At 44.9% G+C, this 26,965-nt stretch carries 24 protein-coding genes, 1 tRNA gene and 1 riboswitch; of the genes, 18 read left to right on the top strand and 7 right to left on the bottom strand.

Annotation, left to right across the window (positions count from 1 at the left end; all coding sequences use genetic code 11):
• Window positions 1–5: 5 nt before the first annotated feature.
• Window positions 6–77: transfer RNA gene (locus MKX60_RS01520), tRNA-Thr, on the top strand.
• 513 nt (window positions 78–590) lie between these two features.
• Here the strand turns inward: MKX60_RS01520 and MKX60_RS01515 are convergent.
• Complete coding sequence (locus MKX60_RS01515) at window positions 591–2,624, bottom strand: peptidase G2 autoproteolytic cleavage domain-containing protein (protein WP_081393191.1); 2,034 nt, start codon at window positions 2,622–2,624, stop codon at window positions 591–593.
• A 230-nt stretch (window positions 2,625–2,854) separates the two neighbouring features.
• Between MKX60_RS01515 and MKX60_RS01510 the strand changes: the two genes are divergently transcribed.
• The gene (locus MKX60_RS01510) at window positions 2,855–2,977 is read left to right on the top strand and encodes a hypothetical protein (RefSeq protein WP_256716360.1); all 123 of its coding nucleotides are present in this window, start codon (window positions 2,855–2,857) and stop codon (window positions 2,975–2,977) included.
• Window positions 2,978–3,092: 115 nt separating this feature from the next.
• Complete coding sequence (locus MKX60_RS01505; protein ID WP_341058940.1) at window positions 3,093–3,329, top strand: hypothetical protein; 237 nt, start codon at window positions 3,093–3,095, stop codon at window positions 3,327–3,329.
• A 255-nt stretch (window positions 3,330–3,584) separates the two neighbouring features.
• Here MKX60_RS01505 and MKX60_RS01500 read toward each other — a convergent pair whose 3' ends face one another.
• Complete coding sequence (locus MKX60_RS01500) at window positions 3,585–3,977, bottom strand: hypothetical protein (RefSeq protein WP_042184484.1); 393 nt, start codon at window positions 3,975–3,977, stop codon at window positions 3,585–3,587.
• 492 nt (window positions 3,978–4,469) lie between these two features.
• Window positions 4,470–4,560: riboswitch (cyclic di-GMP riboswitch) on the top strand.
• Window positions 4,561–4,670: 110 nt separating this feature from the next.
• Here MKX60_RS01500 and MKX60_RS01495 point away from each other — a divergent pair.
• The 10 genes from MKX60_RS01495 to MKX60_RS01450 all read left to right on the top strand — a co-directional run bounded on the left by MKX60_RS01495 (window position 4,671) and on the right by MKX60_RS01450 (window position 16,016).
• On the top strand, window positions 4,671–6,401 hold the full coding sequence (locus MKX60_RS01495) for a choice-of-anchor A family protein (RefSeq protein WP_341058939.1): 1,731 nt from the start codon (window positions 4,671–4,673) through the stop codon (window positions 6,399–6,401).
• Between the two features lie 172 nt (window positions 6,402–6,573).
• Window positions 6,574–7,509: an alpha/beta hydrolase gene (locus tag MKX60_RS01490; RefSeq protein ID WP_076300179.1), complete on the top strand. Its 936-nt coding sequence runs from the start codon at window positions 6,574–6,576 to the stop codon at window positions 7,507–7,509.
• A 729-nt stretch (window positions 7,510–8,238) separates the two neighbouring features.
• Window positions 8,239–8,628 (top strand): NusG domain II-containing protein, encoded by a 390-nt coding sequence (locus MKX60_RS01485; protein ID WP_042184493.1) that lies wholly within the window; start codon window positions 8,239–8,241, stop codon window positions 8,626–8,628.
• On the top strand, window positions 8,612–9,169 hold the full coding sequence (locus tag MKX60_RS01480) for a Gx transporter family protein (RefSeq protein WP_042123757.1): 558 nt from the start codon (window positions 8,612–8,614) through the stop codon (window positions 9,167–9,169). The genes MKX60_RS01485 and MKX60_RS01480 overlap by 17 nt, the downstream gene beginning before the upstream one ends.
• A gap of 29 nt (window positions 9,170–9,198) precedes the next feature.
• Complete coding sequence (locus tag MKX60_RS01475) at window positions 9,199–10,053, top strand: ATP-binding cassette domain-containing protein (protein WP_341058938.1); 855 nt, start codon at window positions 9,199–9,201, stop codon at window positions 10,051–10,053.
• The gene (locus MKX60_RS01470; protein WP_042184495.1) at window positions 10,044–10,949 is read left to right on the top strand and encodes an ATP-binding cassette domain-containing protein; all 906 of its coding nucleotides are present in this window, start codon (window positions 10,044–10,046) and stop codon (window positions 10,947–10,949) included. Before MKX60_RS01475 ends, MKX60_RS01470 begins: the two co-directional genes overlap by 10 nt.
• Window positions 10,942–11,733 (top strand): energy-coupling factor transporter transmembrane component T family protein, encoded by a 792-nt coding sequence (locus tag MKX60_RS01465; protein ID WP_341050531.1) that lies wholly within the window; start codon window positions 10,942–10,944, stop codon window positions 11,731–11,733. Before MKX60_RS01470 ends, MKX60_RS01465 begins: the two co-directional genes overlap by 8 nt.
• A 49-nt stretch (window positions 11,734–11,782) precedes the next feature.
• A complete protein-coding gene (locus MKX60_RS01460) occupies window positions 11,783–13,708 on the top strand; it encodes a peptidase U32 family protein (protein ID WP_341058937.1) in 1,926 nt (641 codons plus the stop codon).
• A gap of 97 nt (window positions 13,709–13,805) precedes the next feature.
• Window positions 13,806–15,092 (top strand): aspartate aminotransferase family protein, encoded by a 1,287-nt coding sequence (locus MKX60_RS01455; RefSeq protein ID WP_341058936.1) that lies wholly within the window; start codon window positions 13,806–13,808, stop codon window positions 15,090–15,092.
• Between the two features lie 39 nt (window positions 15,093–15,131).
• Window positions 15,132–16,016: a UbiA-like polyprenyltransferase gene (locus tag MKX60_RS01450; RefSeq protein WP_341058935.1), complete on the top strand. Its 885-nt coding sequence runs from the start codon at window positions 15,132–15,134 to the stop codon at window positions 16,014–16,016.
• A 682-nt stretch (window positions 16,017–16,698) separates the two neighbouring features.
• Here the strand turns inward: MKX60_RS01450 and MKX60_RS01445 are convergent.
• The 4 genes from MKX60_RS01445 to MKX60_RS01430 form a co-directional block, all read right to left on the bottom strand.
• Complete coding sequence (locus MKX60_RS01445) at window positions 16,699–17,679, bottom strand: polyprenyl synthetase family protein (RefSeq protein ID WP_076285941.1); 981 nt, start codon at window positions 17,677–17,679, stop codon at window positions 16,699–16,701.
• 17 nt (window positions 17,680–17,696) lie between these two features.
• The gene (locus tag MKX60_RS01440; RefSeq protein ID WP_042184507.1) at window positions 17,697–18,146 is read right to left on the bottom strand and encodes a hypothetical protein; all 450 of its coding nucleotides are present in this window, start codon (window positions 18,144–18,146) and stop codon (window positions 17,697–17,699) included.
• Window positions 18,147–18,390: 244 nt separating this feature from the next.
• A complete protein-coding gene (locus MKX60_RS01435) occupies window positions 18,391–20,271 on the bottom strand; it encodes an FAD-dependent oxidoreductase (protein ID WP_042184509.1) in 1,881 nt (626 codons plus the stop codon).
• A gap of 48 nt (window positions 20,272–20,319) precedes the next feature.
• A complete protein-coding gene (locus tag MKX60_RS01430; RefSeq protein ID WP_076285940.1) occupies window positions 20,320–21,210 on the bottom strand; it encodes an FMN-binding protein in 891 nt (296 codons plus the stop codon).
• A gap of 447 nt (window positions 21,211–21,657) precedes the next feature.
• On the opposite strand from MKX60_RS01430, the gene MKX60_RS01425 reads away from it, so the two are divergent.
• The 5 genes from MKX60_RS01425 (at window position 21,658) to MKX60_RS01405 (ending at window position 25,973) form a co-directional block, all read left to right on the top strand.
• Entirely contained in the window at window positions 21,658–21,861 is a 204-nt protein-coding gene (locus MKX60_RS01425) for a CsbD family protein (RefSeq protein WP_042184513.1), read from the top strand.
• A gap of 169 nt (window positions 21,862–22,030) precedes the next feature.
• A complete protein-coding gene (locus MKX60_RS01420) occupies window positions 22,031–23,443 on the top strand; it encodes an ATP-binding protein (RefSeq protein ID WP_341058934.1) in 1,413 nt (470 codons plus the stop codon).
• A 95-nt stretch (window positions 23,444–23,538) separates the two neighbouring features.
• Window positions 23,539–24,813, top strand: a complete 1,275-nt coding sequence (locus MKX60_RS01415) for an MFS transporter (protein ID WP_081382976.1) — start codon at window positions 23,539–23,541, stop codon at window positions 24,811–24,813.
• Between the two features lie 20 nt (window positions 24,814–24,833).
• On the top strand, window positions 24,834–25,499 hold the full coding sequence (locus MKX60_RS01410; protein ID WP_341058933.1) for an oxidoreductase: 666 nt from the start codon (window positions 24,834–24,836) through the stop codon (window positions 25,497–25,499).
• A gap of 93 nt (window positions 25,500–25,592) precedes the next feature.
• Window positions 25,593–25,973, top strand: a complete 381-nt coding sequence (locus MKX60_RS01405) for a RidA family protein (RefSeq protein WP_042184517.1) — start codon at window positions 25,593–25,595, stop codon at window positions 25,971–25,973.
• 83 nt (window positions 25,974–26,056) lie between these two features.
• On the opposite strand, the gene MKX60_RS01400 is transcribed toward MKX60_RS01405, so the two are convergent.
• Complete coding sequence (locus MKX60_RS01400) at window positions 26,057–26,833, bottom strand: tryptophan-rich sensory protein (protein WP_341058932.1); 777 nt, start codon at window positions 26,831–26,833, stop codon at window positions 26,057–26,059.
• Between the last annotated feature and the right edge of the window lie 132 nt (window positions 26,834–26,965).

Genomic DNA, 26,965 nt, shown 5'->3' with positions numbered 1-26,965 from the left:
CTTAAGCTGGTGTAGCTCAGGGGTAGAGCAACGCACTCGTAATGCGTAGGCCGGGGGTTCAATTCCCTTCACCAGCATCCAAAAAAAACATACGTGGCGCGGATTCTTGGAATTTCGAGGGGCGCGCTTTTTTTAATTGTTCTACCCTTTATTTGAATAAAGAGTTTTCTGGGGGATAAGTATAAAATTCTGAAGAGTGGTGCGGACTTCCTGACTGACGCACTCGTCCAATCCAAGGACTCGGTATGGTACAGGGAAGAGCCGGACTTAATCGGCCATATGATGGATTACGGCGGCATTGTGCAGGGGTACACGCCGAATTTCATCAAGATTGAAGACGGCGCTTTCGTCCGGCAGAGATTTGAATTTAGAGCATACATAAAATAATCCGCCGAGCATGAGCTTGGCGGATTATTGCTGCTTCATTTGAAAACTCTCTACACACTGGACTCTAGAGCATACCGGTGATTTGGTCCAGCTTTCCGTTCTTACCTTCTTTCAGGCCCCCAAGCAACAGCCAGTTTCTCGCATGCCGAAGGGGGAAACAAAAGATCAATGGAGCAGGCTTCTTTCTCGCGACAATGACGTGATTACTTTTTGCTCCAGGCCTCATTTATGAAAATAAGCACTTGGTTGGGGCCAGTTCTCTTCATCACTCTAAAGCCCGTTGTGGAAACGGTCCCTATGCCTTGAGCGTTCGGAAAACAGTATCCGCCGGGACTGCAAGTTCCGTCGTCCCGAACTCGCAGTTTCCCAACTATTCCAACAGGCACCCATTCTGGACGGTCAAGGCGTGACACATATTCAGCTGTAGGATCCCAGGCCGGATTGAGGACCGGCTCCGATTTGGTGAAGGCCAAACGGGTTACGGTGCCATCAGGCTCCTTCAGTTCTGGGATAACCACCTCGTGGTATTGGATTCTCCCCCATTCATCTTTAAGGAACAGATCGTGCCAGCGCAAATCACTTGCATCTGCGATCATTGCCGGCGTTGCGCTTACGACACCAAGAATGTATTCATCTTCAGCGGTAGCCTTGCGGATCATCTCTCCTTCGCCATGGAAAGTTACGAAATATCCGACGTCAATCGGAAGTCCGTCAGAAGTCTCGAACATTTCTGCATAATCCGCAGCTGCAGGAGATATCACTGCACCATCGAGAAACAGATTTCCGGTCGATCCTTGAAGCACAGCGGCATTAAGCGTTGGACCGACAACTAGGCCGTTGGCCAGATGCCAGGATAAGGGGAACCGGGTAGCCCCGTTCGTGCCCATGATATGTGACCCGAAATGGTTCGCCACATTGTTTAATCCTTCGACATGAGATAAATCAGCAACAGAGATATTCTGCTGGCCTTCAACGTGTGAGACGGCACCACCTGCTGTATTGTTGCTTCCTTCCACGTGAGATATATTTCCGTTGGCTGTATTTAATTGTCCTTCGGCATGCGAAATGGGACCGCTGGCAACATTAATCGCCCCTTCAGCATGGGTCATGTTATTGGTGGCTCGGGTTCGAAAGCCTTCCGCATGTGAATTTAGTCCCGATGCTTCAGTACCTTGGCCTTCGGCATGGGAAGATGGACCACTCGCGATCGAGTCCATCCCCTCCGCATGGGCGGAATCGTTCGCCGCCCGAGTGCGACGACCTTCCGCATGAGAGGCGGATCCGATAGCGGTGGTCGAATTACCCTCGGCATGTGAACCGAAACCATCAGCAATACTCCCAATCCCTTCTGCATGCGCGGCGCTATCGTTTGCCTGAGTGCTAAAGCCTTCCGCATGGGCAGCGGTTTTGGTAGCGGCGGTGAAGTTGCCTTCAGCATGTGAACCGACACCGCTGGCAATACTCTCAATCCCTTCTGCATGCGCGGCGTCCTCGCTTGCCTCGGTTAAAAAGCCTTCCGCATGGGCGGCGCCTCCGGTAGCGGTGGTTCTGCTGCCCTCGGCATGTGAACCGATACCGCTGGCAATACTCTCAATCCCTTCCGCATGGGCGGCGTTCTCATTTGCCTGGGTTTCCTTTCCTTCGGCATGGGAGGATGGACCTCTTGCGATCGAGAGTGTGCCCTCGGCATGGGCGGCATCGTTCGCTGCCTGAGTGCGATAGCCTTCCGCATGAGAGGCGGATCCGGTAGCGGCGGTCGAGTTGCCCTCGGCATGGGCGGTATCAATACCGGAAAATGTATTGAATCCTTCACTGTGCGATGCTGGACCGTTCGCCTGAGTTTGTATACCCTCCGCATGGGCTGAAGCACCTCGTGCGATGGTCAGCGACCCTTCCACATGAGAAGCTTCGTTTACTGCCTGAGTGCGGAAGCCCTCGGCATGAGCGGCGCCGCCGATAGCTACAGTAGAGCTTCCTTCCGCATGAGAAGCCGGACCGTATGCGGAAGTATCTGCTCCTTCTGTATGTGACAGGTGACCATTTGCCTGAGTGAGTAAGCCTTCGGCATGGGAAGCAAACCCTCTTGATATAGTCAATGTTCCTTCAGTGTGGGAAGTATCGCCGACAGCCTGCGTTCTAAAGCCTTCTGCGTGTGACGCCACTCCCGTTGCTGCAGTTGAATTGCCTTCAGCTGTTGAACAGGGAGCGTAAGCATTTGTATTACAACCGTTTGACATGTTCCATCTCCTCTCCTTGGATACATCACTATATTATGGATGAAATAGTTTCTAAGAAAGGGACATACTGCTAAATTTTTATATATACGCAATAGTTTGATAGAATGAATATCATTCCACCATTTCTTCTACCATCATGAGGAACTTTACAAAACCTTATAGAACCTTATAATGAGCAACAAAACTGTACCATACAGAACTTTGTAGAATATGCTGGGGGAACACTCGTAATGCGTAGTCCGGGGGCAATTCCATTCACCGGCATTCTTACAATGCTTATACAGCCGGTATTCCGGGAATTCGGAGACCGCGCTTTTCTGTATCTTCTGGATGGATTGAAGGGATGGGTATGATGCGATGTTTAACGATACGACAGCCTTGGGCAAAGTTGATTGCTCTTGGTGAAAAACAATTCGAAGCTCGGTCAAGGAGATTAGCCTACCGTGGAGCGTCGGGGATTCATGCCAGATGAGTATAGATAAGAAAATATGGGAACAGGAACCGTTCAAATCGATATTGGCGAAGCATGGTCATACAGCGAATAATTTGCCGACAGGAGCTATTATTGCGACAGGTCAGCTCACGGGGTGTTATGAGGTTCCACCGGTACTGGACCTGAGGGAATGGATAAGGGGAACGAATATGATTTTGGTGACTATAGTGATGGCCGCTTTGCTTGGAAACTTGAGAATGATCTTTCGCTGAGTTATCCTATCCCGGCTAAAGGTAGATTAAGCTTATGGGAGCATCCGGATCTAGCCTAAGCGACGAATTGAAGTTTTTTAATGTAATTTTCATGTGAGCATCATCTTATTTTCAGGTTCAAGGTATATATTGAAGACACCAAACACCCCCCAGTGTTTTGTGGTATAAATCTCTCAGGTCTTGCCAACTCCCATGGTAAGGCCTATTTTTTTGTTCGCTAATTAAATGGGGGAGGGGGGCAGCTTCTTCGCTACTTCACTTAATCTGATACTGCTCTTCATAGCTCTTAAAAGATGAAATATCCAGACCGAGATATCTGCGCATATGAATGGCAGCTTGGGCAGCGACAATGTCGTTTAACAGCAGCATTCGTTCATGGTAGCCACGACATATAAATTTGGCTTCTATCCCCGTGTTAAGTCTGTTCTGCTCATAAACCTTGATTCCCCGTTTTCTCATCTCCGAACGAACATCTCTTAGATCTGTTGTAGCAACTGCTGCGGCTGTTTCAAGAACCTCCAGATAGGGGGTGGGTGTTCGTAAATGTGCAGATAGAATGGCGGAGTCCCGTTCGAAAGCTGATAAAATCATCGGAAGCAATAAATAAGATTTCACCAGCATGTTGTCCCTGCTTTCAGCTCTATTCATGAATCTCATCACCTCTAATGGGAACGTATATTCGTATTCTACCCCGATATTCCAAAAATAATCAATGGTATTTCTAAACAGCTAGTCCAATGTGATTGAATTCACAACTAAATTAGAAAGAATAAAATATATTAAAATTGTAATAATAAAAAATAATGCTTCAGACTTATATAAAGGGAGAATTAGGATGAATGAGGAAGGAAGTCTCCGCCGTGGAATGGTATTTGGTTTGATTCTAAGTATTCCATTATGGATATCGATATTAGGTTGGATAAAGTTACTTTAAAATTAAAGGGAAACCTTTGTGTGAAGCGCCTTTAGGCGCTTTTTTTTGTGCTTGCTTACGCGTATGAATATCAAAAGGAATTGATTGACAATTGTGGGGATGGAGCGCTAAACTATTATTAGTTCAAAAGTATTAAAAGTCATAGACGATTATTTAATAGGATGCTTAAAATGCTAGTTCTAATCTGCAAGTCAATACATATATTATCATGATAATAGCAAACCGCCTGAAAGGGTGGGACGCAAAGTCCAGGAGTCTAAAGTGTCTTAAATGCGCTATGACCGTCCGACTGCCATGAGAAGGGAATTCCACTTCTTTTTTGGCGGTCTTTTTTGTTGTTAGGTCCTTTAGAGTTTCTGGTAATTATTCTGATTGAATATAAATCATAGATTTAGGAGGTGTGCTTTTTGAAAAGAAGAATGAAACCGCTGCTAGCACTAATATTAGCGGGGATTTTGACAGTAGGTAGTGGTCTTTCTGGAGGTCATTTGGTAAATGCGGCTGGGGAGGTGCTTCCCTATACTCCTACACCTGTGTTAGGTATTGCAGGGAATTTTAATACTTTTATTTTTGGCGATTTCAAACAATCTAATGATCAGGTTCATGGGCGCCTTGCGGCCAAAGGTAATATTACTTTGCAGAATTACGGCGTATCCAAGGATAATCCAGGTGGAGATGTTCTTATTGCTGGTAATGACATCAGTTTTACTAATGGGACTGTTCATGGAGCATCCGTTTATGGTGGTGTTTTTTCCAGCAACGGTGTAGATCTTAAAGAACCAGCGAGAAAAGGGACTCCTATTGATTTTGATGCTGAAGAGCAATTTCTTATTGGACGTTCTAATGAATTCTCTTCGCTTGCTACAATAGGAACTTTCAAAAAGGAATATGGGAAAATAACGATTGATGCTCCGGAACCATTTAACGTTCTTAATCTTAGTGCTGCCGATTTCGCTGGTGCTAATGGCTTACAGTTTAATATTGCAAATAGCGCCACAGTTATCATTAACGTTAGCGGAAGTTCAGTTAACATTCCAAGCTTTCAAATCTGGGGAGGTAGCCCTAACAAGGTATTATTTAATTTTTATGAAGCTAGCACTGTTGATATTGGAAGTTTAACAATAGAAGGAACTATCCTAGCTCCGCTTGCAAAAGTAACTTATAATTCCGGTGAACTGCATGGGACGCTGATTGCAAAGGGATTTGCTGGTGGGGTGCAGATGCATTGGTATCCATATGGAGGGGAAGAACCACCTCCGACACCAACGCCGACCGTGACACCAACACCGACGCCGACCGTGACACCAACACCGACGCCGACCGTGACACCAACACCAACGCCGATCGTGACGCCAACACCAACGCCGACCGTGACGCCAACACCAACGCCGACCGTGACGCCAACACCAACGCCGACCGTGACGCCAACACCAACGCCGATCGTGACGCCAACACCAACGCCGACCGTGACGCCAACACCGACGCCGACCGTGACGCCAACACCAACGCCGATCGTGACGCCAACACCAACGCCGACCGTGACGCCAACACCAACGCCGATCGTGACGCCAACACCAACGCCGATCGTGACGCCAACACCAACGCCGACCGTGACGCCAACATCAACGCCGATCGTGACACCAACACCAACGCCGACCGTGACGCCAACACCAACTCCGTCGCCGGAAGTAACGCCAACACCGACACCGTCGTCGGAAGTGACGCCAACACCGACACCGTCGTCAGAAGTAACGCCAACATCTGAGCCTCCGGTGTTCCCGACACCAACACCATCATTTGTAATTGGCACTGTCGTTGTTAATGATGATCCTGTGCCGCTGGGCCCTGTAGCTTCGTCGACTCCAGCACCAGTACCAACATCAACACCAACACCGTCGAGCAACACAGAGGTACTTGTTGATGAGGAGGAGATTCCATTAGGACCAGTATTGACAGTAACACCAACGCCGTCACCAGAGGATATTGCTGTAGTGGATGATACAATCCCGCTAGGTAATCCACCTGTGGATGAACTTCCAAAAACGGGAGAATCAAGTTCAGTCCCTTATTATGTAACTGGTCTAGGTTTTGCACTTATTGGATTACTAATGAGAAATAGATTCTCGAGCAAGAAATAATAAACGGTGATTGTAGCTTGAATACAAGTTATGCCGTGAAGAATAGTAAAGCCGCTTTCGGGACATATTCCGATGGCGGTTTTCTTTTGTTGTGATTGTTATATTTTGGCGCATTCTAAGTAGATGTTATACTGATTTACAACGGATATGAGGAAAGGACGGGGAAGATGAATTGGTATGGTTCTTCATTAGCGCTGTCATCGTCATAGGAGCTCTGATCTATGCGGGCTTTTTCTTTTATGGAATTGCTATTAAACGAGCACCGAAGGAATTCCTGAGTAATAATCGTGATTTGAAGGTTGATCCCCCGGTTGCCGGGGCTTCTTGGGGTGAGGGGAAGGATTGGATCTCCAGTCAGAGCTTTGAGAATGTGGAGATTACATCTGAGGACGGGCTACAACTAAGAGGGTACTTGCTCCTTTCGGATCGTGCTGAAGGTCGTACGGCGATTCTAGCTCATGGTTATTCTGGAAAAGGGAAGGATATGGGGGCGTACGCCAAAATCTATTACGAGAGACTGGGCTTTAATATCCTGATTCCCGATGCCAGGGGACATGGGGAAAGCGCTGGGAATTATATTGGTTTTGGATGGCATGAGCGCAAGGATTATTTGCAGTGGATTGAATATATAATAGAAAAGACTGGGCCCAGTGCTCAAGTTGTGCTTCATGGGGTATCTATGGGTGGTGCTACAGTGCTAATGACCTCAGGTGAAAATCTCCCGCCGCAGGTCAAAGCTATTGTCTCGGACTGTGCTTACAGCTCAGTTAAAGCACAATTAGCCTACCAACTACGGCGTATGTATCGCTTGCCAAGTTTCCCTTTTATTCAAAGTGCGAGTCTAATTACTCGTTTGAAAGCAGGGTATGGTTTTAGTGAAGCGTCTGCCTTGAAACAGGTGAGGAAGGCGAAGGTGCCGATTCTTTTTATTCATGGGGATGCCGATAATTTTGTACCATATAGTATGATGAATGAATTGTATGAGGCATGTCAGAGTCCCAAAGAGAAGTTCGTAGTGCCACAAGCAGGGCATGGGTTAGCTTATGATATGGATAAGACGGGGTATATAAACGTAGTAACAGCTTTTGTGAATCAGTATGTAAATTAGATGCCCTGAACGTAGACAGCGCCCGATATCCGCTAGGTAGCGGTTATCGGGCGCCTATATTTTTCCACACATGGCATGTGTCCTTATGTAAGGTTCGTACAGCCATGCTTTTTCGTTATATTCATCCCCCGCCGTTCGTGAGTAACGGGTGTCTTAATTCCTTGTTATTTCCAGCAGCCGTGTGGCGAGAATAATCCTTCCAATACGACAAAAGCCCTACCTCTCTTTTGCCCTTGCGGCTCCATTGACCGCGCCAGTGTGAATCGGAATGCTATATTTCGAATTTAGTCTCATAAAAAGGAAAGTTTCTGCAAGAAAACATGAAGCCTCTGTGTCCAAATTGCCGAAGTGTAAAATAGTCGGCCTGACATCTTCTTGATGGGGATATACAATATATCGAAAACAAATACGATATAAATATAACACAGTATTGTTTAAAAGGCAAATATAATAATGAATTCCAAGATAAGGGTTGTTTGATTTGGAAGGGGAACAAGCAGAGCAAGAGAGAGCGTTTGATTTGAATATATCGTATGCTGGATTATTTGTGGATTAATTCGGAAAAGCTAGAAAGCCAGAGTAAATGGGGCTGTGGGGGTTATTTTGCGTGCCTATTTTGTGAACTGGCCTCTAAAACTTACATTAAACCCCAACATTGATTGAAGGATTGAGGGTAGACCGTTATAATTAATAAGTCTGGATTTTAATTAAAAAATAAGGGAGATTTTTATGAAACGCGCAGATGTGTGGTTGATTTCCATCGTGTTGATTGCTGCGCTCGCTTTTCTCGCACCGAGATGGTTTTCGGACAATGATGATAAAGGTGGGGCCGGTAAAAATCTCGTAGCCAATGTAACGGTGGACGGCGAGTTATTTAAAACGGTAAAGCTTACAAAAGAAGAACAAACCATTGAGGTTCGTACCGAACGTGGCTATAACCTCTTGAAGGTGCATGATTACGGGATTGAAATGTACGATGCCGACTGCCCGGATCAAGTATGCCTAGGTTTTGGTTTTATTACCCTGCCCAAACAGACGATTGTCTGTCTACCGCATAGAGTATTAGTGGAAATCACAAGTGCGTCGGGGGAGGATGATATAGATGCCTATGTCCAGTAGTGAATCTGCAACAGCTTTAAAAAGAACGGTAATTATTGCGATTTTCGCCGCAGTGGCAGTAGTGCTTAGTCTAATAGAAGCGCAGATTCCGTTGTCAGGAATGGGACTGGTGCCGGGTGCTAAACTAGGATTAGCTAACATTATGATTTTGACTTGTATTTACTTTTTACGTGGACGGGACGCATTCCTGCTTGTCATCCTCAAAACGTTGCTTACTGCATTTTTGCTAGGTACTTTTTCAAGCTTACTATTCAGTTTATTCGGTTCGCTGTTTAGCTTTGTTGTAATGTTCGTGTTAATGCTGATTAGTGGCAAAGGCAAGAGTATAAGCTTGATCGGCATTAGTATAGCTGGTGGGATTGCACATAATATCGGTCAGCTGCTGGCAGCTTCTATGGTATTCTCATCCCTTAGTATTTTTTATTATCTTCCCATGCTGCTAATCACTGGAGTAGTAACAGGAATTGCCGTGGGCTATGCAGTCCGTTATTTGGTGGCTTCATTGTCAAAAATATCGTTGTTTGAAGAGTTTTTGGACTGATTAGTCACATCAGCGGAAGGATGACTAACATGAATGAATCATATGAAGGTCAAGAATTAGAGGGAGAAGGACAAGCTATCATCTCTCTGGATGGGGTATCGTTTGGTTATGATCCTGAGCATCCGATTCTTCAAAATATAACGTTATCTATTTCTCAGGGACAATGGGTTAGCTTGGTTGGTCCCAATGGCTGCGGGAAGTCTACGCTAGTTAAGCTACTAAATGCTTTGCTGCCTAAGAGTGCTGGCGAGATTGTGGTTAGTGGTATGCAACTGAGTGAGGAAACGATCGGAAGCATTCGGCAATGCATCGGTATGGTGTTCCAAAATCCAGATAATCAGTTTATTGGAGCCACTGTAGAGGAAGATATCTTATTCGGCCTGGAAGGGCTTTGTTTGTCGTACGCAGAGATGGCTGAGCGGCTGCACTCTTATACGACGAGGCTGGGAATAAATCATCTGCTGTCCAAACACCCAGGTGAGCTGTCTGGAGGCCAAAAGCAGCGTGTCGCTATCGCCTCCATTCTTGCTATGGAACCAGGCATCGTCATTTTTGACGAGGCCTCTTCTATGTTGGATGAAGGAAGCAGAAATGATCTTCTTGGTATTTTGCAGGATATGCGAGCGGAAGGAAAGTATACGATCCTTATGATTACGCATGATGCAGATGAAATTTTGGCATCGGATCGGGTGCTTGCGCTGCATGGAGGTGGTTTAGCTGCTGATGTTACACCGGCGGAGCTGTTCCGGAACGAGGAGCTTCTGCAAAAATGCCATCTGTGTGAGCCGTATCCTTGGCGTCTTGCACGCGAGCTGCAGAATCATGGCATCCATGTGGATGTTCCCGCCAGTGAAAAGGAGCTTATAGACACGTTATGGCCATAGAATTACAGCAAGTAAGTTATTCCTATGCTGACCGAAGCCTATGGAAGCTGACGGCGCTCCGCGACATTAACCTCAGTGTTCCAACAGGCTCTATGGTTGGTATTGCTGGGGCGACAGGCTCTGGTAAATCGACACTGCTGCAGTTGTTTAACGGGATACTGAAACCAACGGAGGGTACGGTAAAAGTACTCGATGTAACCATCCAGGCGGGGGAGAAATCACCTAAGCTGATGCCGCTGCGCCGTAGAGTCGGATTGGTATTTCAATTTCCAGAGCAGCAAATGTTTGAAGATACGGTCGAAAAGGATCTTATCTTCGGTCCTCTTAACTTTGGCATGAGCCTCGAAGAGGCAAAGGCACGCGCAAGACAGGCCATGTTGGATATGGGGCTGGATCTGGCGCTGCTAGAGCGGAATCCTTTTAAATTGAGCGGTGGGCAAATGCGTAAGGCAGCTATCGCCTCCGTACTAGCTATGGACCCTGAAGTCATCGTTCTGGATGAACCGACGGCTACGCTTGATCCCATCAGCCGTGCAGAACTAATCCACTTGCTGGAGCGTTTATGCCGTGAGCAGGGGAGAACGATCATCGTCGTCACGCATCGGATGGATGAGTTATTGCCTTACGCGGACAACTGGCTTGTCCTTAAAGAGGGCAGTACGGCATTTCAAGGCAGCGTAAAGGCGCTGGCAGATGACCCTTCGATTCTGGAGCAGTGTGGCTTGACGGTTCCGCAGTCCCTTCGTTACTGGCGTGCAGTAGCTGATCGCTTTGGTCTTACGGATGAAGCTCCTCGCTTAACGGCAGAGAGCTTAGCAGAGCTAATCGCTTCGCTGCCATCTGGATCAGGCAACTCTAGCGAGCAGCATGAAGGAAAGAGGGATGGCCATGAATGAGAAGCTAATCATAGGGCGCAGTATTGAGACCGGTTCATGGGTGCATAAGCTAGATGCTCGTGCCAAAATCACCGGAATGCTATTATACGTAGCTGTTATCCTGCTCTCCCGTTCGTGGATGGCTATGGCGCTGCTGGCTATTTTCTCAATAGCGGTTATGGCTTCCACTCGGATTCCGCTTAAATATTTCCTGAAAGCAGCTAAGCCTTTACGGTATTTAATGCTATTTATCTTTATCGTACAGCTGCTGTCTGTGAAGACGGGTGATGCGGTTCTGACGCTTGGTTCGTGGTCTATTTATGAGGGAGGGCTAAGATTAGGCGCATTTTCGGTCATCCGCATGTTCTTTCTGATCACTTTCACGGCGTTACTTACATTCACCACAACGCCGGGTAAGCTGAATCAAGGGCTGGAGGGGATTTTGGCTCCTTTCAAAAAGTTTGGCTTGAAGCCCGACCGTATCACGCTGATGATCAGCATTTCCCTTCGTTTCATTCCTACGATTCTAGATGAGTCGCAGATTATCATGAAAGCGCAGGCCTCACGGGGTGCTGATCTGAAGGAGCTACCTTTAAAGGAAAAGGGACGAATGTTAGTGTCCTTGCTGGTTCCGATTATCGCTAGTGCGTTTAGGCGTGCGCAGGATCTGGTATATTCCATGGAAGCTCGTGGTTTTCGTATGGATGCTCCGCGTAGCCAGTATCACCGCCTAAGGTGGGGCATATTCGATACTATTTTTATTACTATGTTTATTGTAATGGGGATTGCAGTAGCTTTGGTGTAAAGTAGAAGTTCAACTTGTATGAAGAGTATCAACTTGGGAGGGAACTTGAATGGCACGTTATTTTAACGGTAGAGAAGTTGAATTATTAGCACCCGCAGGAACGTTTGAGATTTTCAAGGAAGTGATCCAGGCACGATGTGATGCAGTTTATTTTGGTGGACCAGTACTGAATATGAGAATGATGCGTAAAGGATATAATCTGTCTCATGAGGAGATCGTAGAGGCGCTAGATATCGCTCACCGTCTAGACAAAAAAGTGTATATCACAGTGAATAACCTATTTAGTGAAGAAGATGTGGAAGAGGCTAGAGAATATTTGCGTTTCCTTGACGGTGCTCGCCCGGATGCCTTGATTGTTCAGGATATGGCAGTGCTGGGGCTAATTCGCGAGATGGAGCTTAATCTTCCTGTTCACTCTTCGGTCATGATGAATGTTCACAATCTGGAAATGATCTACGCATTGCGTGATCTGGGTGTAAGTCGTGTGGTTACTTCGCGGGAAATGGATCTGCAGACAGCTCAGCTGCTAGGTCAGCGGAGTGGGATGGAACTGGAGTATTTTATTCACGGGGATATGTGCTCCGTTCACGGCGCGAATTGTTATTTCAGCTCCCATGTATTCGGTATGAGCAGTAACCGTGGGAAATGTATGAAGCCTTGCCGCTGGGATTATAGGGTTAAAAAAGACGGGTATGTATATCCGGCCGAATACCCCCTAGCTGTAAAAGATATGTTCATGTATGAACATCTTCCGGAATTGATTGAATCAGGGATTACCTCCTTCAAAATAGAGGGCCGCATGCGGGATAAGGAGTTTATGGTGATGCTGGCGAATAGCTACGGCGAAGCCATTGACCGGTATATCGATGATCCGATTGGCTTTGATCGTACGGTAGATACGAAAGAGCTTCATAACAACCGTAAACGTGACTTTTCGACGGCGTATGCCTTCGGCAAACCAGGACTGACTAACATTAACCGCCGTTATGAAGGAACTGGTAAATTTTATAGCACTGGAAAAGTATTCAGTACACCAACTGCAGAGCGTGAGCTGTCTGAGAAACGAGTTGAGCAGTTGCGGGAAAGATTGGCTGAGGTCGAGCAACCGAAAAAGACAAAAGCTAAGTTAGCTGTACGTGTGAATAATATGGAACAGGCACGGATGGTCTTAGAGCTTGGTGTAGATAGCCTGTACTTGCCAGGGGATGTATTTGAACCAGATAAACCTTTTACAAAGCGTGACATCAAGGAACTGGGTGAGCTAAAGGGCGATAGCAAAATCTACTTGGGTTTACCACGGATGATGACTGAGCTGCATTTTGACCAATATGATCAATTGCTTGGCGGAGAACGCTTGCCGATTGACGGTATTATCGTTACAAATTTAGGAGCTATTCGTCGTTATAACAATACAGGCTATCCGCTAATTGGGGACAGTAACTTAAATGTATACAATCATCTTTCAGCGCAATTATATGCTAACTTAGGTTTAACTCAGCTTTCGGTATCGCCAGAAATGACGCTAGAGCATTTTGCTACCTTTGCCTCTCGTTGCAAAACGCCTTTGGAAGTTGTTGTTCATGGTACACCTGCACTAATGTATATGGAACATGATCTTTATGAGAATACGGAGTTAATGGAGCCTATTGCTGAAGAGGATAATCAATATGTGCACAATAATGTATTGGTACTAAAGACAGATCAAGGCGAGAATCCGGTATATCGTGATCAGCACGGCCGTTGCCATCTTTTATTCGCAAAAGAGCTTTGCTATTTACCTTTGTTGAGTGAGATGAGTGGACTAGGGATATCAAGCTTCCGTATTGAAGGAGCAACCTATAGCGTCGAACAGCTACGTGAAATTATTGTTTCTTATCAACAGGCAATCAACGGATCTGATAGCAGGGATGACATGCTGGGCGGCCTTAAGCCAGTCTATGCTGGTTATACTTTGGGCTCGCTACAGTTCAACTAATTGTATTTTAATGGGAACTAAATATCGCCTAGTGATAGGGCGGTGCACAGGACTCTATGAATAAGTTACTATTTTCACAAAAAGGAGAGAACCCTTCATGGAACAACAAGACTTCATCGGAAGAGAAACAGTAGCAGCCAAACGTAAGCAATATTTCTATCCTTGTACACAGCATTTTTACCGTGATGCACCTCAGCTTGTTCGTGGTTCAATGCAGTTTGTTTATGATGAAAAAGGAAAGTCCTATACGGATTTCTTCGCTGGCGTATCCGTAGTCGCATGTGGTCACTGTAATCCGGCTATAACAGTACGCACGATTGAACAACTGCAGCAGCTGCAGCACACGACAACCATCTATCTAACTCAACCGAGTGTAGATTTGGCAGAGCGTTTGGAAGAGGTTATGCCGGGTGGACTACGACGGACCTTCTTTGTTAACAGTGGTTCTGAGGCTAATGAGGGAGCTCTGCTGCTCGCTCGGATGTATACGGGACGTAAAGGGTTTATAGCGCTGGAGAGTGGCCTGCATGGCCGTACCAATCTAACTATGAGTGTGACAGGCCTGCCTATGTGGCGTACCGATAAATACTTGGATCATGACGTTGAGTTTATTCCTCGCCCTTATCATCCGGATTTATCGCTGGAGGAAGCGGCATCGTTATCCCTGGAATCGCTAGAGCGGGTGCTTGAAGAGAAGGGGAATACTATCGCTGCCATGATCGTAGAGCCAATCCAAGGCAACGGCGGAATGACTATGCCAACCCGAACCTACTTCCGTGATGTAAAAGCATTGTTAGAGAGATACGGTATACTCCTAATCGCTGATGAAATCCAAACTGGATTTGGACGTACTGGTAAGATGTTTGCTATGGAGCATTTTGACGTTGTACCCGATATTATAAGTATGGCCAAAGCACTCGGTAACGGAATTCCAGTTGCAGCCTTCGCTACAACCGATGAGATTGCCCTTGCTCTAAACCGTCCTTCAGCTTCCACATTTGGTGGGAATCCGGTATCTGCTGCAACAGCGCTGGCTGTGCTTGATTATATTCGAGATGAACGGCTTCCTGAACGCTCGGTACAGCTAGGAGAACGATTGAAGGCAGGTCTGAAGGCTTTGCAAGCTCGTTATCCTTCGTTGATGGTTGATGTGCGGGGAACTGGACTAATGCTGGGTGCGGAGCTAACGGGTGTAGATGCTGAGGGTGCAGCGGCACTTACAGATCAAGTGCTGGAGGCGATGAAGGACCGAGGTTATCTAATCGGTAAAAATGGCATAGGACGCAATGTACTAGCCTTCCAGCCACCGATGATTATTACGGAAGAAGATATCGACGGGATGCTTAACGTCCTGAACGAAGTTCTTGCAGACCATAATCATTAATGGACATAAACACAGTAGTGAAGAAAGAGGAATGCACGAATGGCGATTCTAAACATATGTAAAACTGCAGGTCTAAAACTTAAAATGTTCAGCGAATTGGTAATGTTCTCTCATACGCTTTTTTCGCTACCATTTGCTATTATATCGATGGTATGGGCCGCAGGGGGCTGGCCATCGGGACATGTGATGATCTGGGGATTGATTGCATTGATAGGCGCCCGTAATGGCGCCAATGCATTCAATCGGCTGGCGGACCGTACGTTCGATGAACAGAATCCTCGTACGGCACATCGACATCTGCCTCAACGCTTACTGGCGGAAAAAGAAGTTGTTGTCTTTGTTATTGTCAACTATGCCATTTTCATTGTGGCTTCAGGCATGCTTAATTTGCTCTGCTTGATCTTGTCACCGGTGGCTATCGTATTGATATCAACCTATTCCTACACGAAGCGGTTTACCTTTCTCAGTCATTTATATTTAGGATTTGTTATTGCTTCTGCACCGATTGGCGCATGGTTCGCTGTAACCGGAAATATCGCATTTACACCGTTTGTTATCGGTACTGTGGTTATGCTGTGGATTGCCGGATTTGATATTATTTACGGCACTCAGGATATCGACTTTGACCGGCGGCATGGTCTATGGTCTATTCCTAGCTTTTTCGGTCTAGAGAACGCGCTGCGCATTGCAAAAGGACTACATTTCATCATGATTATGCTGCTATTGTTCCTATATTTATGGCGTGATCTCGGCTGGATGTATCTGGTAGGGATTGGCATCGCGACGCTGCTCCTGATGACCGAGCATAAGATTATAAAACCATCGAATCGTAAGCTGATGAAGGTGGCTTCTTATAATCTGAATCAGGTGATCAGCATAGTGATTTTAATGTGTACGCTGATTGATTTTTTTTATGTTAGCTAGGAGCGTTGATCGTTGAGTGTGGTTAGGAAGCTGCACTGCGTGGAATGTTGGACTTTCGATCGCTGTTATTCTCGGATTTCTTTGATTTGAACCGGCTGTCTGCGGTAGAAATCCGAGAATAAAGGCGAGCGCTACGCTTCTACAGTTCCAAAATTCCACTCCGTTCCGTCCTAACCAATGGCGCATTGCCTCCAAGCTAACAACAAAAGACAACAGCCTACCCAAAAGAGGGTAGGCAATGGGATCGGAAAGCTGGCTACGCGGCTTTCCTTTTTTGTTTTTGTGGACATCTGCGAGGGGGGCTAGAGCAGTGTGAGAGGGCTGAACTAATCTAAGGTAGACTTATAGGGGAAAACTCCCTATATTTCCGAGCTTAAGTGACTTTCGATCTTGTTATAGGGAAAGTCTCCCTCTAAATTGGCTGATTGGTCTATAAACCATGCGAATTTAGGTTTTTAGAGGGAGGAATTCCTTATAATCGTGGATTTCAAGCGATTATTAGCTAATTATAGGGAGGAATTCCCTATATAGTAACGCTAATTCCTGAGGGACTAATCTCCGAGAGCTAAACACGCTCACGGGCGCTGCGCTACGTTCGGCTTGTTTAGCAAGCACACAAAAAAACGGATACCAACCCAAGTAAATGGGGGTATCCGTTTTTGATTGCTCCGAGAGCAGGTCCTTAGCGATCACGGTCGGCAAAATATTGCAGCAGTGTATCCAGATCGGCATGCGCCGGATAGGAGGAGAGCTGCTGCACAATCGCTCCAGCCTTATCCAGGTAGTTCTGGCTGAACTGTTCTGCACGAGCTAAGGCATCGCTTCTCTTAATAAGGGCAAGCACATGTGCCACCTCAGCATCGGAAGAATCAGGGCCGATTGAACGAATCACAGGCGAAAGCTTTGGATCCTGTAATGCATAAAGCACTGGCAGGGTAACCTGACCATGACGCAGATCGCTGCCGGCGGGCTTACCCAGCACAGCCTCAGACTGCGTGAAATCCAGCAGGTCATCTTGTATTTGAAAAGACATGCCTAAGGCTTCGCCAAAGGTATACAGAAGGTTGGCCACTTCCTCTGAGCTTTCGGTGGATAATGCACCCACACGTAAGCAGGTGGCCATAAGAAGAGCTGTTTTGTTTAAGGACTTCTCCAGATACTGCTCCATTGTAATCTCATAATCAAAAGCATGTTCCATTTGCTGATACTCACCTAGACAGAGCTGAGCAGTAGCTACAGAAGATAAGTCATGAACATATTTGTTTTTGTCTCCGGTATATTTGCTTAACAGTTCGATAACCCGAGCGGACATATAATTGCCAATATGCACTGCTGATAGAGTGCCCGTCTTAGTATGTAGGGCGGGTTTGCCCCGCCGTAACTCAGAATCGTCAATGATATCATCATGAATTAATGAGGCAACATGAATAAATTCAGCGGCAGCAGCTAATTGAAGCGCTCTTCGACCCGTATCCTTTCGGCCAAAACGACTGCCAACAATGACCATAAGAGGACGGAGGCGTTTACCTCCAGAATTTATAAGCTCAAGAATACTCTGCCCGAGTTGTGATTTCTTAGGAACATCCTTATCTCGTGCCACAAGATTTACGATTTCACGATTAATTTCATCTATGTCTATGTTTAAGGCCTCATGCAGCTTCATCTTATAGATCCCACCTGTCAAATGGCTTTGCTTGTGCGACTGCGCTGTCTGCACTCTTGAATCAAGAACTGTTCGATTCCAGCCGCTGGATCATGTTCCGCGAAGTCTCCATTTGACCGTCTAATTTGCATTTTTTTGATCGAAGGAGCTAGATAAGCAACTAGGTCGAGCTCACGGCATTTCACCGCAAACTGAAGGTAAAAGCTGTACAAATAATCTCCATCCAAAATGTTGCGTGTAAGGTCGGGATGATGTGGGATACATTCCATATGGCGCTCAGCTGCCAAAGTGAGAATAGTGTAAATACCCAGCAAATTGACTTTGCGGTTGTATTCCAGATCATGGCGTTCTAGTACCGAGATTAGCTGCTCACATGCAGCCGGAGAGGGATTAAGCTCAATTCCGGCAATAGGTGACATTTCAGTATGCAACAACCGGAGGGTATCTTCTATGAGTTGTTTGTTCACAAGATTCTCTCCTTCTTGTCGGTTTTGCCGGAAGAAACCATACCCCTGATCATCCCTACAAAACCATTCATTAAAGAATAAATTGACCATTTCCTGATATTAGGAAAATTATTTTCTTCTTGTAAATAAGGAGAGTAATGTGTCCTAGGGACACATTACTCTGAAGTACATCCATATTTAGCTTACTGACATGCAATCTACATATTTTCTTTAAAATAAATTACACGAATTCAGGGCTTTATAATCAGTCGGTGTATAGATACCATCGTCTGACGATCGGAACTCTCTTCCAATGTTTCTTAAGCCAAGGAAGTACATAGTAATCAAGGCCAAATGTGCTGCCCGATCCGCCGATGCAGGCGATACCCGCACCAACATACCATAACATTTCTGTAGAAGCCATTTTGGTCGACCAGATCATGACGGACATGGCTATCGTCGCTATAGAAGCAATAGCTGTGAACAGACCAACGATGAGCATAATACCGAACACGATTTCTGCACATACCATACCGATTTGGAACCATTTTGCGAGGAAAGTATAACTTCCGTCGTTGTTGTAGAACATCAAATCCATGAACCAGTTTGTAATATTATATACGAAGCCAGGAACTGGCAATGCTTCAACCGCTTCTTTTGCAGTGGATACTGCTGAAGCTGCAGATTGTGCATCTACTGTTGTTTTAACTGCATCCACCGCTACGCTGGCTGCTGATGAAGCATCCGTTGCAAAAGGAGCGGCTGGAATTAGGAATATCTTGTTAGGATCTACCCAAATTTTGCGTAGCTTATCTATACCTTCATATAACCACATTCCACCAAGCAGCATGCGAAGCGGAACGAGCCAGAAGTTAGGTGAACGCTTGGAGAAGTGTCCGCCCAAGAAGCTCTTACGGTTCTCAACATGGAAGAACTCATGCATCATGTAAGTCCAAACCTTATTGAAGCCTACAACCTGAGACAGGTAGAACATATTGATAAAGTGTTTGGATAACATTGCCATAAAACCAGTAAGCATAAAGAACTTGCCTGGCAAACCAACGTTTGCTACACCGTAGCGGCTACCGATGGATACCATGGTACCGTGGAAACCTGGTTTGTATGCTTTTTTAGCAGTGTTCTGAATGTCAGCTGCAATGTTACCAGCAACGATCGGAGCTGCTTGTTCAGCATTCTCAACCATTTGTGGTACAGGACGAGTTTCACCTTCAGGAATGAAGAAAATGTTGTCCCCTACTACATATACGTTCTTATGATCTACACTTTCAAGGTTCTCATTCGTAACAATCCGTTTGCGTCCTTGTTGTTGTACTTCAAGTCCACCCACGATTTCAGAACCTTCAACACCTGCAGTCCAAACGATGGTTTGTGAAGCAACGACGTTTTTCTCACCAAGGGCAACACTACCTTCGCCTACTTCAGTGATTTTGGCGCCTGTTACAATTTCCACGTTCAGCTTGCGAAGGTGAGCTTCAGCTTTTTGAATCAGCTTATCTGGAAGGATAGGCAGAATCTTCGGAGCCATATCAGCCACAATCAATCTTACTTCGGATGGGTCGATATAGAACTCCTTGCATAATTCCTCGCGTTGCTCAGCCATTTCCCCAACAAGCTCGACACCTGTAAAGCCGGCACCAATGATAACGAAAGTTAACATTGCACGGCGTACAGTTGGATTTTTCTCCATAGCGGCTTTGGTATACATGTCGCGGATTTGACGTTTCAATGCTACCGCATCATCGTAAGACCAGAAGGAGAAGGTATTCTCTTCTGCACCTGGAATGCCGAAGAAGGTTGGTTTGCTACCTGTACCGATTACAAGGTAATCGTACGCATAGGTAGTTTTATTGGATTTGAGTTTCTTACCCTTGAAATCAATATTGCTGATTTCGTCAAGAACAACATTCACTTTAAGTCCAGCAAAGATTTTCTTTAGATCGATCTTGATTGAATCCTCTGGAGCACGGTTCGCGGCAACCTCATGCAGCTCAGTCAATAGAGTGTGATATGGATTCCGGTCGATCAGTGTGATTTCAACATCTTTGTTTTTCTTAAATTTCTTTGCCAGTTTCTTAGCCGTGAGTACGCCGCCGTAGCCGCCGCCCAAAATGACTATTTTTTTCAAAAGAAATTCACCTCATTCGTCTGATTAACTGCAGAAGGTTATGCGAAATTATTTCGCGCCTTCGAGTGCTTTTTCAGCAAGTGTAAAATATTCACCAACATGAATACTCACGCCGGAAATTGCATCAGTTTTACCTTCAGCTGTAAGTTCTGGAGCAGTACCTTTTTCAAGATAGTATTGCTCAACTTTTGCGATCTCTTCATGCCATTCAGCAGAAGCGCCGCCAGCTTTCATACCGTATTTACCATCGACGGAGAATTGTTTCTTGTCGTCGCCAGCAGCATTTACGCCACTGAATTTAACAGCAACAACATTACCGTTAGCAACAGTCAAGTCAACAGTGGATTTCCAACCGGAGTCTTTATCCATTTCGCCTTCAGCATGGTAACCTCCGTCTTTGTATTGACCAGCTTCAACAGGTCCAGCAGCCAGAGCAGCTTGAGCAGCTTTTACAAAGTCAGATACGTGTACAGATACACCGGAGATAGCATCAGTTTTCCCCTCAGCGTCTAAAGTTATAGCTGCTGGATCTTGTTTTTCAATCAGGAAAGCTTCAGCTTTTGCTGCTTGCTCGTGCCATTCAGAAGAAGCACCACCAGCTTTCATGCCATATTTACCATCTTCAGAAAGTTTTTTCTTAGAGTCACCAGCAGTATTTACGTTAAAAGCGTCCCAGTCAGCCTTAGTAATCTTACCGCCTTCTACAGTCAGAAGCGCATAATACTGCCAGCCAGTTTTAGCGTCGACTTCAGCAGCAGAGTAGTAATTTCCGTCTTTGTACTTAGCCGCTTCAGTTCCAGTGTTAGTGGAATTAGTTGCTGTACTGTTTTCTGTTGGAGCATTAGTAGCCGCCGGTGTGTTGTCTGTGTTGTTACCACAACCTGCAAGCAAACTACCTAAGATAAGGGCAGTCGACAAGATTACTGTTGTTTTTTTCATTTGTTATGACCTCCAAAAATATAGTTTAAAATATATATATTAAAATGTAAAACATTTTAATAGTAATGCGAAGTGATAAAAATCACTTTATAAATGATATTTGTCACTTTAATCTTGGGGTGAAGAGCCAAACTCTAACAGTATCATGACATATATCGGCATACAATAGAAAAAAATTTAATGATGTTGTTTCATCTCCGAGGGCATTCTAGCACATAGAGCAAATAACTCATGTGAAAAAAATCACTTAAAAAATTAAATGTTTAATTTATACATTGATTGTATCAAATTTTAAAGGATTTGAATACCTTTTTTTAAACTATTATTTGACAAATTGTGACTTTCTATAGATTAGGTAAGATTCATGGCGAATAGGACAGGGTAATGTAACGATAACACAGGATAGTATTCTACCCTACTTAATTCAGCTAAGGAGATGAGCATATAATGGACAACAATGTGTTTAAAGGAAAATGGAAACAGCTCAAAGGCGAGGCCAAAAAGCAATGGGGCAAGCTTACAGATGACGATCTTGATGTGATTGATGGTGAAAAGGATAAGTTGGTAGGTAAACTACAAGAGCGTTATGGTCATTCGAAAGAAGACGCGGAAAAAGAGTATCAAAGCTGGGGACGTTCCTACCGTGATTAATTCAAATTAGCTTATACGCTAAGTACCCAAATATAAAATGCATAGGAAGAGCGCAAATCGTATACGATTTGCGCTCTTCCTATGCAACAATTAGGTGTGCGAAGGGTAAGCTATGGTATTATTGTGAGATGAAATCTGTAATTTATCTTGTGCAGGTAGGAGCAAAACTATGGGGTATCTTAAAATATTTTTCGGGAATACCGCAATTCTTATTGCCGTGGCCTATTTGGCTAATCTGATCTATAAACATACCATATCAAATGCAAGTATAGGAATAAAGAAGGCGAGCTGGGTGATCCTGGCGATCTTTGCTGGTTGGATCAGTACTCTTTTTGGTTATAATCTGGACGACCATGTGATCTTTGATTTGCGGTTTGTACCCCTAATCATCTCGACGCTGGCGTATCCTAGACCCATCACTCTTATATTGATCGGTATAGGGACGGGGCTTACAAGGTTAACTTTTGGAGTGACAGAGGCAGCGGTTGCAGGAATGCTAAATCTTTTTATTTTGGGAGTTATTTGCGCGGCGCTTAGCTACTGGGTCAGACGCTCAACCCTCAGTATTGTGAATCAAGGTCTGATCGTTATTCTAATCGTTAATCTTATGAATGCCATAAACATTATGGCTTTAGGCGTTATCCCTGTGGAAGAGTACATAAGAGAGATCATGCCAATTACGTTCCCTGCGGGGCTAATTTTAAGTATTTTGTTCTCATTAATTATCCGTGATTTTCAACTCGGTCTTCTAAGGAATGAGCAGATCCAGCATGCTAACGAACAGTTGTCTGCTCAGACTGAAGAATTACATAAGAACAAGCTTGATCTTGAAGAGCGTGCTAATCAGTTAATGATGGCATCTCAATTCAAATCGGAATTTCTCGCCAATATGTCACATGAGCTTAGAACTCCACTGAATAGCATTATTAATTTATCGCAATTAATTGAAGAAAATGATGATTTGCTTACGGAAGCAGAAATAAGAGAGTATGCAGCCATTATCCATCGTTCGGGTGATGAATTATTGATGATCATCAGCGACATTCTGGATTTATCCAAGGTGGAGGCAGGTCGATTAGATATTATAAATGAAGAATTAAATGTTAGCGAGATCCCAGATTTGCTGGCAATGCAGTTCGCTGTGACGGCCAAACAAAAAGGACTGGATTTTAATATCTCCATGGATGAGAATGTCCCTCCAATGATTCATTCCGATCCACATCGCGTACAGCAGATTTTGCGTAATTTGCTCTCAAATGCTTTTAAGTTTACAAAGACAGGTTACGTATCGCTGCATATCCACGAGCAGGAAGGTGGGGAAGGGGATGCCGTGCAACATTGGCTTGTATTTGATGTGGAGGATAGTGGCATAGGAATCGCACCGGAGAAGCATGCCATGATCTTTGAAGCCTTTCAACAGGCAGACAGAACGACTAGCCGGAAATATGGTGGAACAGGACTAGGACTTTCTATTAGTAATGACTTGGCCAGATTGCTCGGCGGGTTCATTTCTATGGAGAGTAAGGAAGAGAAGGGGAGTCGATTTTCGCTTTATTTGCCCCTTGAAGTGGATAGTGAGTAAAGCTCCAATATTATTTGGTGATTTGGCGTATTGACAGTAGATTGATGCGGAGTAGAATGAAGCCAATGCCGCATCAAAGGAGTGTTACCGCCTCTATGGACAACATGGAAAATAAGCATAAGGTTACGGTTTCAAAACGTGTTCGTAAACCTTCAGTGCATCGCAGAAATTTGCGTATAGCTACGCTGGAAGGTGTGCCGTCAACTATTTTTCAGGTACTGCTGCAAGGGCAGTTCCTAACAGGATTTCTACTATATTTAGGAGCTTCCTCTAGTCAAATTGGATTTGTGCTAGCGCTTACTACATTAGTTAATGTGGCACAGATTGGGGTAGCTTTTCTGATTCAGAAGCTGCCAAGTCGCAAATGGGCCATGGTTACTTTTATCGGTCTGCATAGGATACTTTGGGGTTCTACGGGACTAATCCCGTTTATTTTTCCTAAAGAATATTGGGTCATCGCATTTATTGCTTTATATACTACTGCTTTTATTGCCAATACTGCTGGTGGTGTGCTGTGGAGCTCTGTGATTAGTGATCTGGTTCCCGCACGGGTACGTGGACGTTATTTTGGGATTCGTAACACGGTCCTGAATGCGCTTGGAAGTTTGGTTATGTATGGCGGAGGTATTATTCTGGACCGTTATCCCGGGGGTCATGGTTTTCTGATTTTATATATTGTTGTGTGGATCTTCTCGATATCGAATGTCGTAGTATTCTTTTTTTATCCGGATGTACCGTTCGAGAAATCAGAAGAGCATAAATTTTTGCCCATGTTTAAGAAACCGCTTAAAGATACATTATTTATGAAGTCAACCTTGTTTCTGGCTGCTTGGCTGTTGTTGCAGAACCTAACGGTTCCGCTATACTCTTATGTCATGTTGCAGTTACTTCATATTAATTATGAAACGTTGTCATTGCTTAATGTGTCCCAGACCGTGTTTATGATGGCTAGCTTCTACGTTTGGGGCAATCTAAATGCGAAATACAGCAATAAGCGACTGTTATTCTTTACTTTGCCGATTATTGCGCTGTCCTCATTGATGTGGGGACTCTTGTCTGTGATGCCGATGCTGGTGGTCTTATTTGCGGCCCATATCGTTTTTGGTGTTGGTGTAGGCGGTTTCAACCAGCTGGCCTTTAACTTTATTATTGGAGACACGCCGAAAAAAGAACGGCCGATGTATATGGCCACATATGCGGCGCTTACCGGGTTATCATCCTTTTTTGGTCCGCTTATTGGCGGTCAGCTCTATGAAAAAATTGCGCACTGGCCGCAATGGACTCAGGTATACGGTATGCAGCTAGTGGTAGGGACGCTGATGATTGCACTTGCGTTTCTGCTAGGTCGTCGTATTCTAAAGGACGAATAGAAGTAAAAGGGGGTTATTCCTTGTTAAGAATAGCGATGGTATTAGGTGCCACCGGATTGGTAGGCAAAGCGGTTACGGAGGAATTGTTAAATCGTGATAGCTGGGAAGAAGTAAGGGTGCTTGTACGGACACCGTTAGCCATAGAACATCCTAAGCTTAAACAAATCGTTGTAGATTGGGAGAACCTAAGAAACTATACAGAGTCGTTCGAAGGGGTACATTCCATCTTCTGTTGTTTAGGAACTACGATAAAAAAGGCGGGTTCACAAGAAAAGTTTGAACGAGTCGATCTACACTATCCGCTTGATGCTGCAGCCATAGCGAGAGAACAGGGTGTTAAACAGTTTTTGGTCGTCTCTTCAATAGGGGCAAATGCGAAGTCGCGTAATTTCTACAGTCGGACTAAGGGAAGAGCGGAAGAAGGTTTAACCGCTATTGGATTTCAAGGTATGCATATATTTCGCCCCTCCTTGCTACTAGGCCAACGTGAAGAATTCAGATTAGGGGAGAGAGTCGGAGCCAGTTTGATGAAAGCGCTGGATTTTGTAATGGTGGGTAAGGCGGCTAAATATCGTGCGATACCTGGTACGACAGTCGCAAGAGCTATGGTTAACATTGCGTCTGCGGATACCCATGGATTACATATTTATACGAATGAAGTGATACATGTGATTGGGAAACGCTAAGCTTTTTGAGTCTCTAATAAATTTGCATTAAGATGAGAACAGGACTTACAATGGACAATAAATGATCAGCGCATAATGGAGAGGGGTAGTAAGATGAGCAAAAAACAAGTAGCTACAACAAAAGCACCCGGAGCAATCGGTCCTTATAGTCAAGCTATAACCACGGGTAGCTGGGTATACACTTCAGGACAACTTGGTCTGAATCCGGAAACGGGTAATTTGGTTGAGGGTGTACAAGAACAAGCGCGTCAAGCGCTTAACAATGTACAAGCCATTCTTGAGGAAGCTGGTGCAACATTAGACCATGTAGTAAAGACAACTGTATTCTTAAAGGATATGAATGATTTCGCGGCCGTTAATGAGGTTTATAGCACCTTCTTTAAAGAACCTTATCCTGCCCGCAGTGCTATTGAGGTTGCGCGTCTACCTAAAGACGGACTTGTTGAGATTGAAGCGGTAGCTCGTAAGAAATAAGGAGTTATCCTTTGCACTTTTATTATTTTACCAAAATGGCAGGCTAAGGTGGAAAACCTAGCCTGCCATTTTTTATATTAGAATTAGTAACTTCTGTATCTCCGATACCTGCTACGGCGGGGTTTGAAAAATAACCAGATGCTGTAAAGAAGCAGGAGGCCTGCTGTAATCAGTCCCGTTAAATAGACATCGCTGGTCTCTTTGTGTTCCAAGGCAATCGCAATGAAGGCCCACACGAATACGAGTGGATAAATGCTATCTCGGTAAGGATAGCTGACCACAATTGCAAGTAGAGTTCCCACGCAGAGCATAATAACGCCCCAAGTGCTGCCGCTAAGACCCCAACCTCCCCAATGATTCTTTTCTAGAACAACGCTGATGTTCACGATAGTAGCCACAGAGATCCATCCAAGGTATATACTAAAGGGTAGCTTCATCAGCCATTTCTCGCCTGAGGTAGGATTAGCGATCAAACGTGTTTTTCGGTAAATGACAATCAGTGTGATTAACATCAGCACCATAGCAACCAGAGAGAGCTCAATGTATAAGTATTGCCAAAGGAAGAGCCAACTCATATTAAAAATACAGCTCAGAACAAACCAGAACTGAATCGCCCGCACAGAATCTCTAGAGGCTGTATAGGAGCGGAATTGATAAATAACGAAGCCGGCTAACAGTAGATAAATCAATGACCAGATGGAAAACGCGTAACCGGCAGGTGTGATGTAGGTCTGATATTTATCAGAGATTTCTCCAGTGCTGTGCCCGCCTAATGGTAAGGTGACGGAGAGCACATTCACGATAATCACACCTAAAAAGAACAGAAGATTCCACCATTTATAAGGATTATAACGTCTCAAAGAATTCACTCCCTAGCTTTTTAATAGGGTGATGCTTACTTAGAATATACCCGCTTTCGGCACAATTAAGACTATAAACAAGAAAAGAAGTGACTAGTGAGTCATAATGTTCATGGATAGTATGGTAGTGGT

It is taken from the genome of Paenibacillus sp. FSL R5-0914 (assembly GCF_038004525.1).
In the GTDB taxonomy this organism is placed as follows: domain Bacteria; phylum Bacillota; class Bacilli; order Paenibacillales; family Paenibacillaceae; genus Paenibacillus_AQ.
The sequence above is the reverse complement of the archived record's forward strand: the minus strand, read 5'-3'. Positions and strand labels throughout refer to the sequence as shown.

What these genes read in the sequence shown, in the direction of transcription:
- MKX60_RS01515 (WP_081393191.1), bottom strand. Translation starts at nt 2,624, where the DNA reads ATGTCAAACGGTTGTAATACAAATGCTTACGCTCCCTGTTCAACAGCT.
- MKX60_RS01510 (WP_256716360.1), top strand. Translation starts at nt 2,855, where the DNA reads ATGCGTAGTCCGGGGGCAATTCCATTCACCGGCATTCTTACAATGCTT.
- MKX60_RS01505 (WP_341058940.1), top strand. Translation starts at nt 3,093, where the DNA reads ATGAGTATAGATAAGAAAATATGGGAACAGGAACCGTTCAAATCGATA.
- MKX60_RS01500 (WP_042184484.1), bottom strand. Translation starts at nt 3,977, where the DNA reads ATGAATAGAGCTGAAAGCAGGGACAACATGCTGGTGAAATCTTATTTA.
- MKX60_RS01485 (WP_042184493.1), top strand. Translation starts at nt 8,239, where the DNA reads ATGAAACGCGCAGATGTGTGGTTGATTTCCATCGTGTTGATTGCTGCG.
- MKX60_RS01480 (WP_042123757.1), top strand. Translation starts at nt 8,612, where the DNA reads ATGCCTATGTCCAGTAGTGAATCTGCAACAGCTTTAAAAAGAACGGTA.
- MKX60_RS01475 (WP_341058938.1), top strand. Translation starts at nt 9,199, where the DNA reads ATGAATGAATCATATGAAGGTCAAGAATTAGAGGGAGAAGGACAAGCT.
- MKX60_RS01470 (WP_042184495.1), top strand. Translation starts at nt 10,044, where the DNA reads ATGGCCATAGAATTACAGCAAGTAAGTTATTCCTATGCTGACCGAAGC.
- MKX60_RS01465 (WP_341050531.1), top strand. Translation starts at nt 10,942, where the DNA reads ATGAATGAGAAGCTAATCATAGGGCGCAGTATTGAGACCGGTTCATGG.
- MKX60_RS01460 (WP_341058937.1), top strand. Translation starts at nt 11,783, where the DNA reads ATGGCACGTTATTTTAACGGTAGAGAAGTTGAATTATTAGCACCCGCA.
- MKX60_RS01455 (WP_341058936.1), top strand. Translation starts at nt 13,806, where the DNA reads ATGGAACAACAAGACTTCATCGGAAGAGAAACAGTAGCAGCCAAACGT.
- MKX60_RS01450 (WP_341058935.1), top strand. Translation starts at nt 15,132, where the DNA reads ATGGCGATTCTAAACATATGTAAAACTGCAGGTCTAAAACTTAAAATG.
- MKX60_RS01445 (WP_076285941.1), bottom strand. Translation starts at nt 17,679, where the DNA reads ATGAAGCTGCATGAGGCCTTAAACATAGACATAGATGAAATTAATCGT.
- MKX60_RS01430 (WP_076285940.1), bottom strand. Translation starts at nt 21,210, where the DNA reads ATGAAAAAAACAACAGTAATCTTGTCGACTGCCCTTATCTTAGGTAGT.
- MKX60_RS01425 (WP_042184513.1), top strand. Translation starts at nt 21,658, where the DNA reads ATGGACAACAATGTGTTTAAAGGAAAATGGAAACAGCTCAAAGGCGAG.
- MKX60_RS01420 (WP_341058934.1), top strand. Translation starts at nt 22,031, where the DNA reads ATGGGGTATCTTAAAATATTTTTCGGGAATACCGCAATTCTTATTGCC.
- MKX60_RS01415 (WP_081382976.1), top strand. Translation starts at nt 23,539, where the DNA reads ATGGACAACATGGAAAATAAGCATAAGGTTACGGTTTCAAAACGTGTT.
- MKX60_RS01405 (WP_042184517.1), top strand. Translation starts at nt 25,593, where the DNA reads ATGAGCAAAAAACAAGTAGCTACAACAAAAGCACCCGGAGCAATCGGT.